Source organism: Geotalea uraniireducens, from assembly GCF_027943965.1.
GTDB classification, from domain to species: domain Bacteria; phylum Desulfobacterota; class Desulfuromonadia; order Geobacterales; family Geobacteraceae; genus Geobacter; species Geobacter uraniireducens.
Genome location: NZ_AP027151.1, coordinates 2,518,813 through 2,533,845, shown reverse-complemented (window position 1 = coordinate 2,533,845; position 15,033 = coordinate 2,518,813). Strand labels below are relative to the sequence as shown.

Here is a 15,033-nt window from a genome sequence, read left to right as displayed (position 1 = left end):
TTTAGTGGATCGTTTCATCTTTCATGCAAACCGTCCTCAGGATGTTCAGATGGCCGGCCAGCCGGCAGGGGCGAAACCTGTCGATCCAGCGGCGCAGAAAGCCGCTTCGCCACAAACAACGGGTGGCCCGGCAGAACAGAAGAATTCTCCCCTTACCGGCGAGCCGCCGTTAACCTTTTACGAGACCTTGCCCAAGGGGGGGAAAGCGATCCTCGGCACCGGGATCAATGCCAGTAAAAGCGAGGTCCCCCGAAGCGGGGCTCCCGGCAAAGCTGCTTCGCCGGCTCCCGCTCCTGTTCCATCAGCTGCGGATAAGGGGGGGGCAGGGGATGTACGCAAAAACGAAAGCCAGCGGCCGGTAGAAGGTGAAGGCGCCAGGTCTGCGGAAAAATCCGACACCGGTCGAGAAAATCTCCAGCGGAAATCTTCTCCCGGCAGTACCTTCTCCGTTCAGGTTGCATCGTCCAAAGACCGCAAAGAGGCGGAAGAGATTCGGAAGTCCCTTGTCGGCAGGGGATACGCCGCCTATATCGTCGAAACCGAGATCAGCGGAAAAGGGACGTGGTTCCGGGTTCGGGTCGGCAAGACGATGGACCAGGGCACGGCATCGAGTCTCGCTACGGTGCTCGGCAAAGGGGCAATCGTCATCCCGGGAGAAATTAAATAGAAAAAAAGTTTGACATGCTCTGATTGCTATGATACTAATGGGATCTCTTTGACGCGGGGTGGAGCAGTCTGGTAGCTCGTCGGGCTCATAACCCGAAGGTCAGAGGTTCAAATCCTCTCCCCGCAACCAACATACGACGCCTCTTTGGGGAACCAGGGAGGCTTTTTAATAGTTCAGAAACGGCGGTGTAGCTCAGCTGGTTAGAGCATACGGCTCATATCCGTAGTGTCCGGGGTTCAAGTCCCTGCACCGCCACCATTATAAAGTCCGGCATCGTCCGGACAAGACCAGAAAGCCCTGAGAAATCAGGGCTTTTTTGTTATCTATTGTCCTATATCATCCAATCTGGTATGCTGAAATCCGTCAGTTTTGGAGTCATCCTTGGAGGCATAACTCCAAACTCCAAAACCGCATGACTCCAAAAAGGAGGAAGTGCCCATGCCAAAGCGGATTGCCCCTCTCTCTGAAACCCAGGTCCGAAACGCCAAACCCAAAGACAAAGAATACAAACTGATGGATGGCTTCGGGCTCTTCTTGCTCGTGACTCCAACGAGCGGAAAGCTATGGCGCTTTGATTATCGATTGGGTGACAAGCGCAAGACCATGGCGTTAGGCGCTTACCCCGAGGTTTCCCTTGCCGAGGCACGGCAACGCCGTGAGGATGCAAAGAAGCTTCTCGCCAACGGTGTTGATCCCGGCGAGATCAAGAAGGCACAGAAGGCCGCTGTCATTTCCAGTAACGAAAAATCATTGGAAGTGGTAGCCCGCGCATGGCACGCCGGAAAGGTTGAGGGATGGGCGGAAAGTCATGCAAAGACCACCATGGAGAGATTGGAGAAGAATATCTTTCCCTGGCTCGGCGCAATGCCTGTCAGCGAAATCAAGCTTTCAGACATAAAACCGGTACTCCACCGGATCGAGGAGCGCGCCCCCGAGTCAGCCCGGCGGATGTATGTCGCCCTCAATATGATTTTTCGCTACTGCGTGGCTTCCGAGTTTATAGGACGGAATCCCTTCGAGGGGCTGAAGCCAAAAGACATCATGAGACGGGAGCCGATAGAAAAACATTTCCCTGCCCTCACACAGCCGCACGAATTGGCTCCACTGCTGAGGGCAATCGACGACTTCAAAGGTTCGTTTGTCGTCAAGTGCGCACTGCAACTTGCTCCCCTCGTCTTTGTCCGACCAGGTGAGCTGCGTCATGCCGAGTGGTCCGAAATCGACTTTGATAAGGCAGAGTGGAACATCCCCATTGAAAAGATGAAGCTCTCCACAAAGGAGAAGATCAAGCGTAAGGGAGATTTTCACTGTGTTCCCCTGAGTCGGCAGGCAATGGAAATTTTCAAGGCCATTCAACCATTGACCGGAAGGAGTCCGTATGTTTTCCCCGGAGCGCGTTCATATTTCCGGCCCATGAGCGAGGCGGCGCTTACGGCTGCCATTCACCGCATGGGATTTCAGGGGGAGATGACCTGGCACGGCTTCAGGGCCGTGGCGCGTACCCTGATCGACGAGGTATTGCAGATACGTCCCGATTTCATTGAACATCAACTTGCGCATGCCGTTCGCGATGCCTTGGGCCGCGCCTACAACCGCACATCACACCTTGCCGAGCGGAAGAAGATGATGCAGCAATGGGCCGATTACCTTGACGGACTGAAGACAGGGGCAAAAGTCATCAGAATTTCCGACCGGACAGCCAAATGAATTATGCATCCCGCACGTGAAAAGTTCAAAGTGTTTCCAAATGTTTCCGGCTGTATCATGTTGAAATTATTACTGTTTTTATCTTGACACCTCATCTGAAATAGTATTATGAAGTCTCATACAGGATCATTTCGCCCGTTATGGCGGGATAAGAGACCAGCGTATGAGACTTCGCAATACTATGCATCCCGCCCCTTTTTTGCCCCCACCGAGTCGTGTTTATCTGCCAAGCCGCCATGCCATCGGCTGTGGAGATAATTCCCTCGTTTCATACTATCCAGTCACTCTCACAGTAGACCCCGCAACCATCCTGCGTCACTCATTCCTTTGGAACCTGCCAGTGACAGGATTGTTTCCCCTTGTCGAACTGTCGTCAATCATCACCCTAAAACCTATGGAGGAATATCGTATGCGCACCACCTTACCGGAAACCGGCTTTGTCCGGCTGTCCACCATTATCGGCGACCCCAAGGCCGATCCCCCTATTCCCCCTATCATTCCGGTATCCAAGAGCACCTGGTGGGCCGGGGTCAAATCCGGCCGTTACCCGCAGCCCGTCAAAAAATTAGGACCAAAAATTACCGCGTGGAAAGTTTCCGATATAAGGGCACTGATCGAAGGTCAGCCGGAATAAGGTGAGGCATCGTGGATATTGAGAGTTTTCACAATGCAATCCGGCAGACCACCGGCGGCGCCCCTTCCCCTTCCGAGATCATACCGGGCAAACTGGTCAGGTTTGCTACCAGCGACCGGAAAGGAAATAGGGCTGGCTGGTGCAAACTGTTCGAGGACGGAGAAGGAGGTGTTTTCGGTTGCTGGCGTTCAGGCGTTTCCGGGACCTGGCAGGCCAAGTCGGACCGGAACCCTGTAGAGCAGGCCGCTTTTCTCTTCCGGGTGAAACAGGCACAGGAAGAGGCCGCCACGTCCGAGCAGGCAATCCGGCAGGAATGCCGGGAGAAATCGGCGACCCTCTGGGGGAAAGGCCGGGATGTTGCCGCAAAGCACCCCTACCTGGCGGCAAAAGGAATCAAGCCCCATGGCATCAAGCAACTGCGGAACTCGCTCATGATCCCGGTTCGGGATCATGCCGGGGAGCTGCACGGGCTGCAATTCATCCTGCCGGATGGGACAAAGAGATTCAAAAGCGGTACGGCGCTCTCCGGCTGCTACCATCTCATCGGTAATCCCACCGGCAGGATTCTGATCGCCGAAGGCTATGCTACCGGCGCGACACTCCACGAGATCACCGGTCATGCTGTGGTTTGCGCCTTCACTGCCGGAAACCTGAAGCCAGTGGCAGAGGTATTACACCAACAATATCCGGATACGGTGTTGGTCATTTGCGCCGATGATGATCATCTCACCGAAGGAAATCCCGGCTTGACCAAAGCCATCGAAACGGCAGAAGCGGTGTCCGGGCTTCTGGTAGTCCCCTGTTTTCCTGCGACAAGGACTGTGGCAGATTCCGACTTCAATGACCTGGCCCGACTGGCAGGGCCGGAGGCGGTCAAGCGCTGTATCGAGGCTGCGGCCCCTCCTACCTCATCCGCTGAAAACGAAGCCTCCGATTTCCCGCTTGAAGCCGTCATCGAGCGGTTGTCGAAACTTACTCCGTTACAATACGACCAGGTACGCCGACAGGAGGCAAAGGTGCTCGGTGTTCGTCCTGCCACCCTGGATGCCGCCGTCAAGGATGCCCGCAAGGGAACCGTTGCTGACGATCTCCCCTTTGTCGAAGTGGAACCGTGGCCGGATGAGGTGGACCCGGCGCAGTTGTTGACCGATATTGCTGCCACGGTTCGGCGCTTCATCGTCTGCGAAAAGGAGACCGCTCACGCCGTCGCCCTGTGGGCTGCCATGACCTGGTTTATTGACGTGGTGCCGGTTGCGCCCCTGGCGATCATCACCGCCCCGGAGAAGCGGTGCGGCAAGTCGCAGCTCCTGTTTCTTCTGGGCCGTCTGTCCGCCCGGGCCATCACCACGAGCAGCATCTCACCGGCAGCGCTGTACCGCACCATCGACGCTTGGTGTCCCACGCTCCTGATCGATGAGGCCGACGCCTTCATGAAGGACAATGAAGAGCTGCGGGGACTTCTGAACAGCGGCCATACTCGCGAGAGCGCCTATGTCATCCGCACCGTCGGCGACAATTTCACGCCGACCAAGTTTAACACCTGGGGCGCCAAGGCCCTTGCCGGTATCGGTCATGTGGCCGATACCCTGATGGACCGGGCGGTGATTCTGGAACTGCGGCGCAAAATGCCCCACGAAGAGATTGACCGCATCCGCCATGCCGAGCCGAATTTGTTTGCCGACTTGCGGTCCAAGCTGGCCCGCTTTGCCGAAGATTGCCGCGATCAGGTGCGCCAAGCCCGGCCACCGCTTCCCCAGAGCCTCAACGACCGGGCGCAGGACAACTGGGAACCGCTCCTGGCTATTGCCCTGTCAGCCGGCAATGAATGGCTGCAGCTCGGGACCGTGGCAGCGCTGAAGATGTCCGGCAGCGAGAGTGCAACGCAGACGGTCGGAACGGAACTCCTTGCCGACATTCGGGAGATTTTCGGAGATGACCGGGACCGGATCACCACGGCAGAGCTGATCCGGCTCCTGTGCGCCGACGATGAGAAGCCTTGGGCCACCTTCAATCGGGGCCAGGCCATCTCGCCCCGGCAGGTGGCAAAGCGGCTTCGGGAGTACGGCATTCTTTCCCATACCATTCGTCTCGGCATCGAGACCGCCAAAGGATATACCCTGGAGCAATTCAGAGAAGCTTTTTCCAGATATTTATCTACCCTCCCTGAATTACCCGTAACACCGTCACAAGTCAGTATTCATGCGGCTTCAGCTGTGACGGATAAATCGTTACCGATTTTTTCCGTAACGGAAACCGTCACGCCATCCGTCACACCTGAACCCGCCACCAATGCGGTCTGTGACGGTGTTACGGATAAAATCCCCGGAGAGGGGGTACTATTTTTAACCGAAGATGATCTGGAGATGCCGTCTTGAGAGCGCTGGTCATCGAACCATTCCCTACGGCCAGAGGAATCATCCCCGCCGGGCGGATCATCGAGATCCCCCCGGCACTTCTGGAGAAACTCCAGGGTAAGGTGACACCACTTTCCCAACCGGAAGCCTGGCTGACCGAAACCGGGGAATTACGCACACGGGGAGTGGTCCCCGATCTGGTGGCTACGATTGTCGGACTGACCTCCGACAATCTGCCGTTGCAGCGGGAGCTGCTCACCCGGCATTGCGAGGCATATGACCGTCACCATATCGAGCACCTCTGGGCGCAATGGGCCGAGCGGACCGCCATCATGGAATGTGATGGCGGCCTGTCCCGGCATGAGGCGGAGTACCTGGCCGCGGAACGCCTGCACTTGCTGGCGTTCCTGGTTGTCCGCGCTGACGCGCGGAGCGGAAACTGAGGGGGCCATAGTAATTACCGGCGGCAGCGTTTGCAATTGTTCGGCATGTGCAAATTCTGCCGGTGCTTGTACCGCCCCCTCAGTCCCCGCGCTGTGTCAGCATGCGCGGACACAGCGCGGGGACAGCACCAGCGCAGCTTTGCCGGGATCGGCGCGACAAAACAGGGAGGACAGCCGAATGAGCAAGAGGGATGAGACATTTGATCCGCTGGCGGAGGTGGAGCGCATTCGCGCCCGCCGCGCTGAAGCACGGCGCAAGCTCTACCGCAAGAGCCGCCTCGACAAGTACCGCGCGGAGCTGGTCTCAATGAGACAGGCAGGCGCGTCATGCGCCGACCTTGCCGAGTGGCTGCGGGTGAACCACCGCTGCAAGGTAAACCGCAGCTCCATCGACCGGTATCTGAAGAAGCTGCCGGAGCTGCACGAGGCGCAGGCGGTCGCAGTAGAACCGCAATCGCCTGAGTCTGATAACGACAGGTAACGGGGGAATGCATGCCGAGCTTCCGCGCACCAAAGGCGCAGTCCGATCACGCCGTTTCTCAGAAAGTTGCCTTGGGCAAGGGGCGACACGACCACCGGGATGATGGCAAGATCCACAGTGTCGGCACGGCACGAGGATATGGAGAGTCCCTCAAGGGAGTTGCCGGGCACATGCAGGAACATCGGCTCGGCGATCTCCGCAGCCTGACCGTCGAGATTGCCCAACAGTACCTTGCCGACCGGGCCGCAGTGGTCTCACAGAAGACCCTCGATCTCGACCGCCAGGCGATGCAGATGCACCTGGGGGTGCGGCTCGAAGTCGTGAAGAGCGAGAGGGAGACCCATCTTTCCACTCGGAGCTACACAACCGCACAGGTGGATCGGATCGCCTCTGCCCAGTCGGAGCGGAACAGCCTGTCCACGCGGATCGCCCACGATGCCGGCCTCAGAGCACATGAGCTGTTGACGATCCGGCCAGCAACCGACCGCCAGGCCTCCACGCACCGGGAGTGGGGTGCAGAGCGTTTCGCCGGCCGTGATGGTGAGCGCTACACGGTGGAGGGAAAAGGGGGGCTCGTGCGGGAGGTCCTGCTGTCGAAGGAGCTGGCGGCGAAACTGGAGGCAACGCGCCTTGCCGAGCCGCGGCAAGTGACTGACCGGGGAGTGAACTACTCGCAGCACTACGACCTGGCTGGGGGGCGGGCCTGGAGCCAGAGCTTTTCGGCAGCAAGCCAGCGGGAGCTTGGCTTTTCCAACGGGGCGCATGGTCTGCGCCACAGCTACGCCCAGGAGCGGATGGATGAGTTGCAGCGAAACGGCATGAACTACGACGACGCCAAGGGAACGGTCGCCCAAGAAGTCGGGCACTTCGACAAGGAAACCACGGAGGCATATTTGCGATGAAAATAGTCCGTATTATGGTCGCCATGGTGCTTTTTATCCTATTATGCTGGCTGAACTGGTGGGTGTTGCCAGATCTGGCCATTGTCCGGTTCAAGGGGAAAGGAGCTCCCATTCCGCAGACCGGCTATCTTCTCCTGGGGGAGGAAAATGACAAGACAATCGGGTATCGCGTCGTAAAGGGCATCAAGATCGATTGGTCTGGTGTTCCGGCTGCTTGGCCCTATGTGGTGGTCGGCACTGTCTTGGGATTTGGGATTGGGTATGTCGTCGGTGAATTTGCAAGACGGAAATTCGCGATCGACGTGGCTTCTCAGGAAGCCATCGATAGAGCTGACAAGATAATGACCAAGGCTGTTATACGGGACGGGGAGGCCGAGGGTAAGCTGTTACGTGCTGCGAGTCTGGAGAAGGATACGTTGTATATGCAAAATACCCTGCGGAAGGAGATTGATGAATACCGAGCCGCTCGAGCAACCGCTGATGAGCAGATACGAATCTGTGAAGAAAAACTCCGTAAAGGAGAAAGCACCGAGCAGGAGCTGGACAAGGCCAAAAAAGCAATCGTGAAATTACAGCGACAAATCAAGCGTCTAAAGAATGAAAATGACATAAAGGATGAAAATGATTGACGTTGGAGGTCTCGAAAGGTAATATTCAGCGCATATGCAGCGTACCGTGACGCTTTGTCATATCGACACACGGATTGGCCCACAGAGCCGACCTAGATGGTAAATCTGTTCAGGTCCTACTCAGACCGGCACACGTTGCAAAGGGTAGCAGCGGCGAACAGTCCCACGCTGTAAATTCAGGGGGCGAATCGGGAAGGTGACTTCTCGCGGTGGTCAATGACCATCGGCCACGGCAGCTCAGGCTGACCGTATGGCAATCTAAAGCGACGCGACCCCAGGTAGTCCAAGAAAATTAACAAGAACAGCGAACTCCCGTATACTCAAGATACCCTCGAAGGCCTCCCCACAAAGGAGGCTTTTTCTTTTATTCCAAGCAATTACTACCGAAAGTAACCAAATCTGTTCCATTTTTGGAGACCTTTTCGCCGTCCAAAGGATTGTCCAAGTCATAGGGCACCGGAAGATGTACCCAAAAGGTAGCCAATAATGGAACCACCTATCTTTCGGATGAAGCCTATCCGCGACAATTTTACCTTGCGCCTGCCATGTCAGATGTTATATTATTAGCCCCATTTTAATGTCCAGTTAGAGCCAAGAAAAGGAAGAAGGCACAATGCCCATCGAGCAACGTAACCTCCAGAAAATAATCAGGGAAGTCCGTTCGCAACTTGGATTGAGCCAGGAGGAGCTTGCCCATGCTTTAGGCGTGAGTTTTGCTTCCATTAACCGCTGGGAAAATGGGAAGTCTTCACCGTCGAAACTGGCTCGGGCGCAGTTCGATGCGTTCTGTCGGAAAATGAAAACCCAAGGCAAACTTAAGGGGTGATGCGACATATTGTGTCGTATGTGTATGATAGGAAGGTAGGATGCCCCTGCGGCGAATGTCCGAAGCTTGACATGGTAGTTACTCCATTTTGCCTATGACCCTTATCAAGTCAAAAAAACGTGTTACTGACCACGGGGAGGTGTTCACGCCCGCCTGGATGGTCGATGCCATGCTTGACCTCGTCAAGGGTGAGACCGAGCGCATTGACTCGCGCTTCTTGGAGCCGGCCTGCGGAAGCGGGAACTTCCTCGTCCGGATTCTTCAGCGCAAGCTCGCTGCGGTTGAACTCAAGTTCGGGAAGTTCGACTTCGAAAAGCGGCACTATGCGCTTCTCGCGCTGATGTGCGCATACGGAATTGAGCTTTTGACGGATAACATCTCTGAGTGTCGAGGGAACATGCTGGAGGTCTTCGCCGACTACTTGAATATCAAGGAAGCTGATGACCTCTATCAAGCCGCTTCCTACGTGCTATCACAGAACCTCATTCACGGCGACGCGTTGACGATGCGCACCACGGACGACCAACCGATCACTTTCGCCGAGTGGGGCTACCTCGGCAAGGGCAAGTTCCAGCGTCGAGATTTTCGTTTGGACACCCTTTCTCAGATGTCGGCGCTAAGTGAGGAGGGTTCGCTCTTCGCACATCTCGGCAAGCATGAAATATTTGCGCCGACCAAGACCTACCCGCCGATGTCGGTGAGTGACATCGCATCCTCAGTGCTGGAGGAGTCCCCATGACCAGACAGGCAGGCTTTTCGCTCCATGGGAGGAATCCGGACGTGTTGACGTGCATTGCGAACCTCTCGAACGATGAGGTGTTCACGCCGCCCGAGTTCGCCAACAGAATGCTGGACACTCTTGCCGAGGCGTGGGCGGCCAACAACAACGGTGCCAACATCTGGGCGGACAGTTCGGTGAGGTTCCTTGACCCGTTCACAAAGTCGGGGGTCTTTCTTCGGGAGATAACCAGCCGTCTCACCAAAGGCCTGGAGAGAGAGATTCCTAACCTTGAGGGTCGTGTCGATCACATCCTGACCAAGCAGGTGTTTGGCATCGGCATAACCCATCTCACCAGCCTGCTGGCGCGCCGAAGTCTCTATTGCTCGAAGTACGCTAAAGGGGACCATTCCATCGCAAAGTCCTTTACCAACGACCAGGGCAACATTTGGTTCGAGCGTACTGAGCATACATGGAAGGATAGTAAGTGCACTTACTGCGGCGCAAGCCAAACTACCCTTGACCGGGGCGAAGATCTCGAAACCCACGCCTATGCATTCATTCACACCGACGACATTACAACTCGGGTTGCCGAGATGTTTGGAGGCAGTATGCAGTTCGACGTAATTATCGGCAATCCGCCGTACCAATTGGATGATGGCGGTTATGGCACAAGCGCAGCACCCATATACCAGCTATTCGTTGAGCAAGCAAAGGCGCTGGAGCCACGTTATCTGTCGATGGTCATTCCTGCCCGTTGGTTCGCCGGTGGCAAGGGGCTGGATGAGTTCAGAGAGTCGATGCTCTCCGATAACCGCCTGCGCTCAATTGACGACTATCTCAGCGCGTCGGACGTCTTCCCAGGGGTAGGACTCAAGGGCGGCGTTTGTTACTTCCTCTGGGACCGGGACAATCCCGGACAGTGCAGCGTTACCACTCATTTCAAGGATTGGCCTGACTCGACAGCCAATCGCCCGCTTCTTGAAGAGGGGGTGGACGTGTTTATCCGCTTCAACGAAGGGCTGTCGATCCTTAAGAAAGTCGTTGCTGTGGAGAGTGGAGAAACCGACTCCCTGTCGCTGCCTGAAAACAAGCGGTTCGACCAACTGGTTAGCTCCAGAAAACCGTTCGGGCTAGAGACAACGTTTAAGGGCAAGGTTGCCAAGGGCGACGGTGACTTACTGGTCTATCAGAACGGCGGTACGGGGTATGTCGCCAGAAGCACAATTTCGACTGGCGCGGAACTCATCGATAGGTGGAAACTATTCGCAGGCTACGCCGCGCCGGGGACCGGCAATAAGGACACCTACCCGCACCGAATCATCAGCACCCCATTCGTCGGGGAGCCGGGCTCCATCTCTTCGGAGACCTATCTCTGCATTGGTCCGTTTGACACCCGGACCGAGGCTGAAAGCGCCTTGTCCTACCTTTCTTGTCGGCTGACGCGCCTCTTGATTCTCCTGCACAAGCCATCCCAACACGTAACACGCAAAGTCTACACATTCGTGCCAACCCAGAAGTGGACGAAGCGGTGGACGGATGAAGACCTCTACGCAAAATATGGCATCTCAGCCAGTGAGATCGAGTTTATCGAGAAGGTTGTCCGCCCGATGGACCTTCAGTGGAGTCTCTTGGATGACTAAGACCATCGAAGAAATCCTCGCACCCAAGCCGGTTGCCCGACCGCGTATTTACGCCTACTCGATTGACGACCCGGCACACAATGGCCTCCTCAAGGTGGGGCAGACGACCCGCGACGTGAAGCAGCGCATTACCGAACAGGTCAAGACCGCCGCCATCAAGAACTACAAGATCGAGCTGGACGAGTCCGCCGCGCGAGACGATGGCACCATCTTCTCCGATCACCACGTGCGCGCCGCCCTCGTAAAGAAGGGGTTCGCGAACACCGAACTGGAATGGATGCGGTGCTCGGTTGCTGATGTAAAGACCGTACTGACCGAACTCCGTACTGGACAGAAACTCACCGGCACCCATCACGAGACGTTCCCGATGCGCCGGGAGCAGGCCGAGGCCGTGAGCAAGACCCACGCCTATTTCCACTCGGTTTGGAGCGAGGACATGCACGCGGTGCCGCGCTTCCTCTGGAACGCCAAGATGCGCTTCGGCAAGACCTTCACCACCTATCAGTTGGCAAAGAAGCTCGGGGCCAAACGGGTGCTGGTGGTGACCTTCAAGCCCGCGGTTGAAGATGCCTGGCAGACAGACCTTGAGTCTCATGCCGACTTTGACAACTGGCAGTATCTCTCCCGCAACTCAGATAATGACCCCACCAGGATCGATCGCCGAAAGCCTGTGGTCTACTTCGGATCTTTTCAGGATCTCCTTGGCCGTGATGATGCAGGAAACATCAAGTCTAAGAACGAATGGCTCCATGAAGTAAGCTGGGACCTTGTGGTCTTCGATGAATACCACTTTGGAGCGTGGCGAGAGACCGCAAAAGAGTTATTCGAAGGTGAGGAAGATTCGGTCGCCAGGAAGGAGACCAAACTCGAATATGCCGCCGGGCTGGAGGGAATGAACGAAGACCTCAGCGTGCTTTCGGAAAAGGAGACCGAGTTCCTTCCGATTACGACCAAGGCGTATCTCTACCTTTCCGGAACGCCGTTCAAGGCTTTGGCCACGGGCGAGTTTATCGAGGAGCAGATTTTCAACTGGACCTATACCGACGAGCAGCGCGCCAAGGAGGAGTTCGCCGCGAAGAACCCCGGCAACTTGAACCCCTACGGCGCGCTACCGCAGTTGCGCCTGCTCACCTATCAGATGCCGGACGAGCTGCTGGCAATCGCAAGCGGTGGAGAGTTCGATGAATTCGATCTCAACGAGTTCTTTGCAGCCACCGGCACGGGTGCTGGCGCGCAGTTCAAGCACAAGAGCGATGTGCAGAAGTGGCTGGATATAATCCGGGGCTCCTACATACCGCAAGCGGTGGAGAGTCTCAAAACCGGGACCCGGCCACCGTTCCCGTACTCGGATGTCCGCCTGTTGCCGTATCTCCAGCACGCCTTCTGGTTCTTGCCGAACGTTGCCGCCTGTCAGGCAATGGCGAACCTGCTGGCGGAGAAGCACAACACGTTCTGGCGCAACTATAAGATCATCGTTGCGGCCGGTGCTTCTGCAGGCATCGGGCTCGAAGCGTTGCCACCTGTGCGTTCGGCCATTGGGAGCGGATTCGAGACCAAGACGATTACGCTGTCGTGCGGTAAGCTCACGACCGGCGTGACTGTGCCGCAGTGGTCCTCGATCCTGATGCTCCGCAATCTCAAGTCGCCAGAGACCTACTTTCAGGCCGCGTTCCGGGTGCAGTCTCCGTGGTCCATCAAGAACCCCAACGGCGACAACCCGAACGAAGAAGAGATCCTCAAGCCGGTCTGCTTCGTTTTCGACTTCGCACCCACCCGCGCGCTGCGGCAACTGTCCGAGTACGGGATCGGGCTGTCGCCTAGCGAGCACAACCCGGAGCACGCAGTCAAGGACCTCGTGTCGTTCCTGCCCGTGCTCGCCTACGATGGCGCCAATATGACGCAGATTGACGCGGGCGGCATTCTCGATATCGCGATGGCGGGCACCTCAGCCACTCTCCTGGCTCGCAAGTGGGAGTCCGCAGTGTTGGTGAACGTGGACAACGACACCCTGCGCCGCATCCTGAACAATCCCGAAGCGATGGCGGCCGTGGAGCGCATCGAGGGTTGGCGCGCCCTTGGCAATAACATCATCGAGACGATCATCAACAAGAGCGATAAGGTCAAGGAACTCAAGAACAAGGCTAAGGACGGTTCTCTGACGGCGAAAGAGAAGAAGCAACTGTCCGACGAGGAGAAGGAGTACAAGTCCAAGCGCAAGCTCGTTCAGGAGAAGCTGATCAAATTCGCTACGCGTATACCCGCGTTTATGTACCTGACGGACTTCCGCGAAAACACCCTCCAGGATGTCATCACCAAGCTCGAACCTGAGTTATTTCTGGCGGTCACAGGCCTGGCTGTGAAGGACTTCCACCTGCTTGTGCGCCTGAAGGTATTTAACACCGAGCAGATGAACCAGGCTGTCTTTGCGTTCCGCCGCTACGAAGACGCATCACTCTGCTACACAGGAATCGAGAGCCACGAGGGACTTCGCCACTACGGACTCTACGACACTGTGGTGGCGAAGGAGTGAGAGGAATGCGATTGTGCAAGCTGCGCTCGAAGATTGACGCGCCGAAACCATGTGAGACTATATGCATCGCCGGGGGGGAATCTGGAAAGGCTGTGCGGGGAGAATCATGTGGAGAAACCGTTGCGGAGATTCAAAGATGATATCTGATTTCCAGCAGAGGAAGTTGAGGGTTACAAATCTGATTTCTTCATACCTTGAATTTAGAGGAATGTGCGTCGGCTTTCTTGCTCGTCTCCCTGAGGCACTGCAAAACAATGAATACTCTGCCATTGTCAAACTCGTGAACGATGACAAACTCGAAGTTTCAGTTCTTGGGGCGATTATTGAGGTGTATTTCGATTATGTAATCTTTAACGAAAGCATGATTGGCGCAATAAAATGTGACGAGATTCTTTCCCCTGAAAGGGAGAGAAGGACCCTTGTTGCCAATTATTTTGATTGGGAAGGCCGGGCGTACCTTACGCCTGATGGTGACAAGCAGATTCAAGGTTTACACAATCGCTATTATCCTGGAACACTTCTTTTCCAGATTTGCGATGCTCTTCTCGCGCACCACGTTATCAATAAACCGGAGGCCAACGATGCATAGGTACGAGATTGCAATATCGTTTGCTGGTGAAGATCGTAATGTCGCTTCAGCGATTGCCGACAGATTGACGGCCGAGGGCGTCCGAGTTTTTTACGACGAATATGAGCAAGCGGATCTTTGGGGAAAAGACCTTTACGAGTATTTGGCTGAAGTGTATTCCCAGCATGCACGTTATTGCATCATGCTTCTATCGGAGAATTACGCGAGAAAGCTCTGGACAAACCATGAAAGGCAAAACGCGCAGGCTCGGGCTTTCAGGGAACGGGCAGAATACATCCTGCCAGTCAAGCTGGACGATACGAAAATTCCCGGCATAAGGGAGACGGTAGGCTATATCGACCTGAGGGCAACCACGATTGATGACCTCATTCCAATGATACTGTTGAAGCTCGGCAGAAAAAGCGGAGACGCTGGAGGAACTGGCATTAGCGCCTCGGTTCCAGAAATTAAGATCCCTATCCCAAAGATCAAAAAGACGTTTACACAACTGGAAAAAGATCGCTTTACGAAAGAGGGATTCGGATTCATCTCGGCCTACTTTAAGAATGGGATTGAGAGGATTCGAACACTTGGTGGAGGCCTTGATGCTGATCTTCTCGCGATAGGGGAATTGAAGTTTGTTGCGAAGCTATACAGAAACGGGGATGTTGCCTCCCAATGTAAGATTTGGATGGGTGGAGCTTTCTCGCAGAATTCGATCTGTTATTCCGAAAGCTTTCACGATATACACAGCGATAACAGCTATAACGACTGGCTTACAATTGAAGACGATGGCTATCGCCTCTTTTTTAAATCATCAGGAATGTGGTTCCGATCCAGTGAGGACGCGGAAAAGGTGCTAGACGGGCAGCAGGCAGCGGAATACTTCTGGCGGAGGTTTACAGGGCCTCTTGAGAGATAATGATGAGCG

General features: G+C 55.7%; 14 protein-coding genes and 2 tRNA genes. All 16 read left to right on the top strand.

What is annotated here, in order from left to right:
* Positions 1–49: 49 nt before the first annotated feature.
* Positions 50–667: an SPOR domain-containing protein gene (locus tag QMN23_RS11870; protein WP_281999513.1), complete on the top strand. Its 618-nt coding sequence runs from the start codon at positions 50–52 to the stop codon at positions 665–667.
* 52 nt (positions 668–719) lie between these two features.
* Positions 720–796, top strand: a tRNA-Met gene (locus QMN23_RS11865).
* A gap of 52 nt (positions 797–848) precedes the next feature.
* Positions 849–925 (top strand) — tRNA-Met (locus tag QMN23_RS11860).
* A gap of 180 nt (positions 926–1,105) precedes the next feature.
* Positions 1,106–2,374, top strand: coding sequence for a tyrosine-type recombinase/integrase (locus tag QMN23_RS11855; RefSeq protein ID WP_281999512.1), 1,269 nt, complete (start codon positions 1,106–1,108; stop codon positions 2,372–2,374).
* A 409-nt stretch (positions 2,375–2,783) separates the two neighbouring features.
* Positions 2,784–3,008: a helix-turn-helix transcriptional regulator gene (locus QMN23_RS11850; protein WP_281999511.1), complete on the top strand. Its 225-nt coding sequence runs from the start codon at positions 2,784–2,786 to the stop codon at positions 3,006–3,008.
* An 11-nt stretch (positions 3,009–3,019) separates the two neighbouring features.
* Positions 3,020–5,383 carry a DUF3631 domain-containing protein gene (locus QMN23_RS11845; RefSeq protein ID WP_281999510.1) on the top strand — a complete coding sequence of 788 codons (2,364 nt, stop codon included), beginning with the start codon at positions 3,020–3,022 and terminating at the stop codon, positions 5,381–5,383.
* Positions 5,380–5,805, top strand: a complete 426-nt coding sequence (locus QMN23_RS11840) for a hypothetical protein (protein ID WP_281999509.1) — start codon at positions 5,380–5,382, stop codon at positions 5,803–5,805. Before QMN23_RS11845 ends, QMN23_RS11840 begins: the two co-directional genes overlap by 4 nt.
* A 178-nt stretch (positions 5,806–5,983) precedes the next feature.
* A complete protein-coding gene (locus QMN23_RS11835; protein ID WP_281999508.1) occupies positions 5,984–6,286 on the top strand; it encodes a hypothetical protein in 303 nt (100 codons plus the stop codon).
* An 11-nt stretch (positions 6,287–6,297) separates the two neighbouring features.
* Complete coding sequence (locus tag QMN23_RS11830; RefSeq protein ID WP_281999507.1) at positions 6,298–7,188, top strand: site-specific integrase; 891 nt, start codon at positions 6,298–6,300, stop codon at positions 7,186–7,188.
* A complete protein-coding gene (locus tag QMN23_RS11825) occupies positions 7,185–7,817 on the top strand; it encodes a hypothetical protein (RefSeq protein ID WP_281999506.1) in 633 nt (210 codons plus the stop codon). Before QMN23_RS11830 ends, QMN23_RS11825 begins: the two co-directional genes overlap by 4 nt.
* A gap of 613 nt (positions 7,818–8,430) precedes the next feature.
* Positions 8,431–8,643, top strand: coding sequence for a helix-turn-helix domain-containing protein (locus QMN23_RS11820; RefSeq protein ID WP_281999505.1), 213 nt, complete (start codon positions 8,431–8,433; stop codon positions 8,641–8,643).
* 94 nt (positions 8,644–8,737) lie between these two features.
* A complete protein-coding gene (locus QMN23_RS11815; protein WP_281999503.1) occupies positions 8,738–9,382 on the top strand; it encodes an N-6 DNA methylase in 645 nt (214 codons plus the stop codon).
* Positions 9,379–11,004: an Eco57I restriction-modification methylase domain-containing protein gene (locus QMN23_RS11810; protein ID WP_281999502.1), complete on the top strand. Its 1,626-nt coding sequence runs from the start codon at positions 9,379–9,381 to the stop codon at positions 11,002–11,004. Before QMN23_RS11815 ends, QMN23_RS11810 begins: the two co-directional genes overlap by 4 nt.
* Positions 10,997–13,534: a DEAD/DEAH box helicase family protein gene (locus tag QMN23_RS11805; RefSeq protein ID WP_281999501.1), complete on the top strand. Its 2,538-nt coding sequence runs from the start codon at positions 10,997–10,999 to the stop codon at positions 13,532–13,534. The genes QMN23_RS11810 and QMN23_RS11805 overlap by 8 nt, the downstream gene beginning before the upstream one ends.
* 106 nt (positions 13,535–13,640) lie before the next feature.
* Entirely contained in the window at positions 13,641–14,123 is a 483-nt protein-coding gene (locus QMN23_RS11800; RefSeq protein WP_281999500.1) for a hypothetical protein, read from the top strand.
* The gene (locus QMN23_RS11795) at positions 14,116–15,024 is read left to right on the top strand and encodes a toll/interleukin-1 receptor domain-containing protein (protein ID WP_281999499.1); all 909 of its coding nucleotides are present in this window, start codon (positions 14,116–14,118) and stop codon (positions 15,022–15,024) included. Before QMN23_RS11800 ends, QMN23_RS11795 begins: the two co-directional genes overlap by 8 nt.
* The last annotated feature ends 9 nt before the right edge of the window (positions 15,025–15,033 follow it).

Excerpts from the sequence above, each read along its gene's own strand:
- QMN23_RS11870 (WP_281999513.1), top strand. The coding sequence starts at position 50 with ATGGCCGGCCAGCCGGCAGGGGCGAAACCTGTCGATCCAGCGGCGCAG.
- QMN23_RS11855 (WP_281999512.1), top strand. The coding sequence starts at position 1,106 with ATGCCAAAGCGGATTGCCCCTCTCTCTGAAACCCAGGTCCGAAACGCC.
- QMN23_RS11830 (WP_281999507.1), top strand. The coding sequence starts at position 6,298 with ATGCCGAGCTTCCGCGCACCAAAGGCGCAGTCCGATCACGCCGTTTCT.
- QMN23_RS11810 (WP_281999502.1), top strand. The coding sequence starts at position 9,379 with ATGACCAGACAGGCAGGCTTTTCGCTCCATGGGAGGAATCCGGACGTG.
- QMN23_RS11820 (WP_281999505.1), top strand. The coding sequence starts at position 8,431 with ATGCCCATCGAGCAACGTAACCTCCAGAAAATAATCAGGGAAGTCCGT.
- QMN23_RS11835 (WP_281999508.1), top strand. The coding sequence starts at position 5,984 with ATGAGCAAGAGGGATGAGACATTTGATCCGCTGGCGGAGGTGGAGCGC.
- QMN23_RS11850 (WP_281999511.1), top strand. The coding sequence starts at position 2,784 with ATGCGCACCACCTTACCGGAAACCGGCTTTGTCCGGCTGTCCACCATT.
- QMN23_RS11805 (WP_281999501.1), top strand. The coding sequence starts at position 10,997 with ATGACTAAGACCATCGAAGAAATCCTCGCACCCAAGCCGGTTGCCCGA.
- QMN23_RS11795 (WP_281999499.1), top strand. The coding sequence starts at position 14,116 with ATGCATAGGTACGAGATTGCAATATCGTTTGCTGGTGAAGATCGTAAT.
- QMN23_RS11800 (WP_281999500.1), top strand. The coding sequence starts at position 13,641 with ATGTGGAGAAACCGTTGCGGAGATTCAAAGATGATATCTGATTTCCAG.
- QMN23_RS11825 (WP_281999506.1), top strand. The coding sequence starts at position 7,185 with ATGAAAATAGTCCGTATTATGGTCGCCATGGTGCTTTTTATCCTATTA.
- QMN23_RS11815 (WP_281999503.1), top strand. The coding sequence starts at position 8,738 with ATGACCCTTATCAAGTCAAAAAAACGTGTTACTGACCACGGGGAGGTG.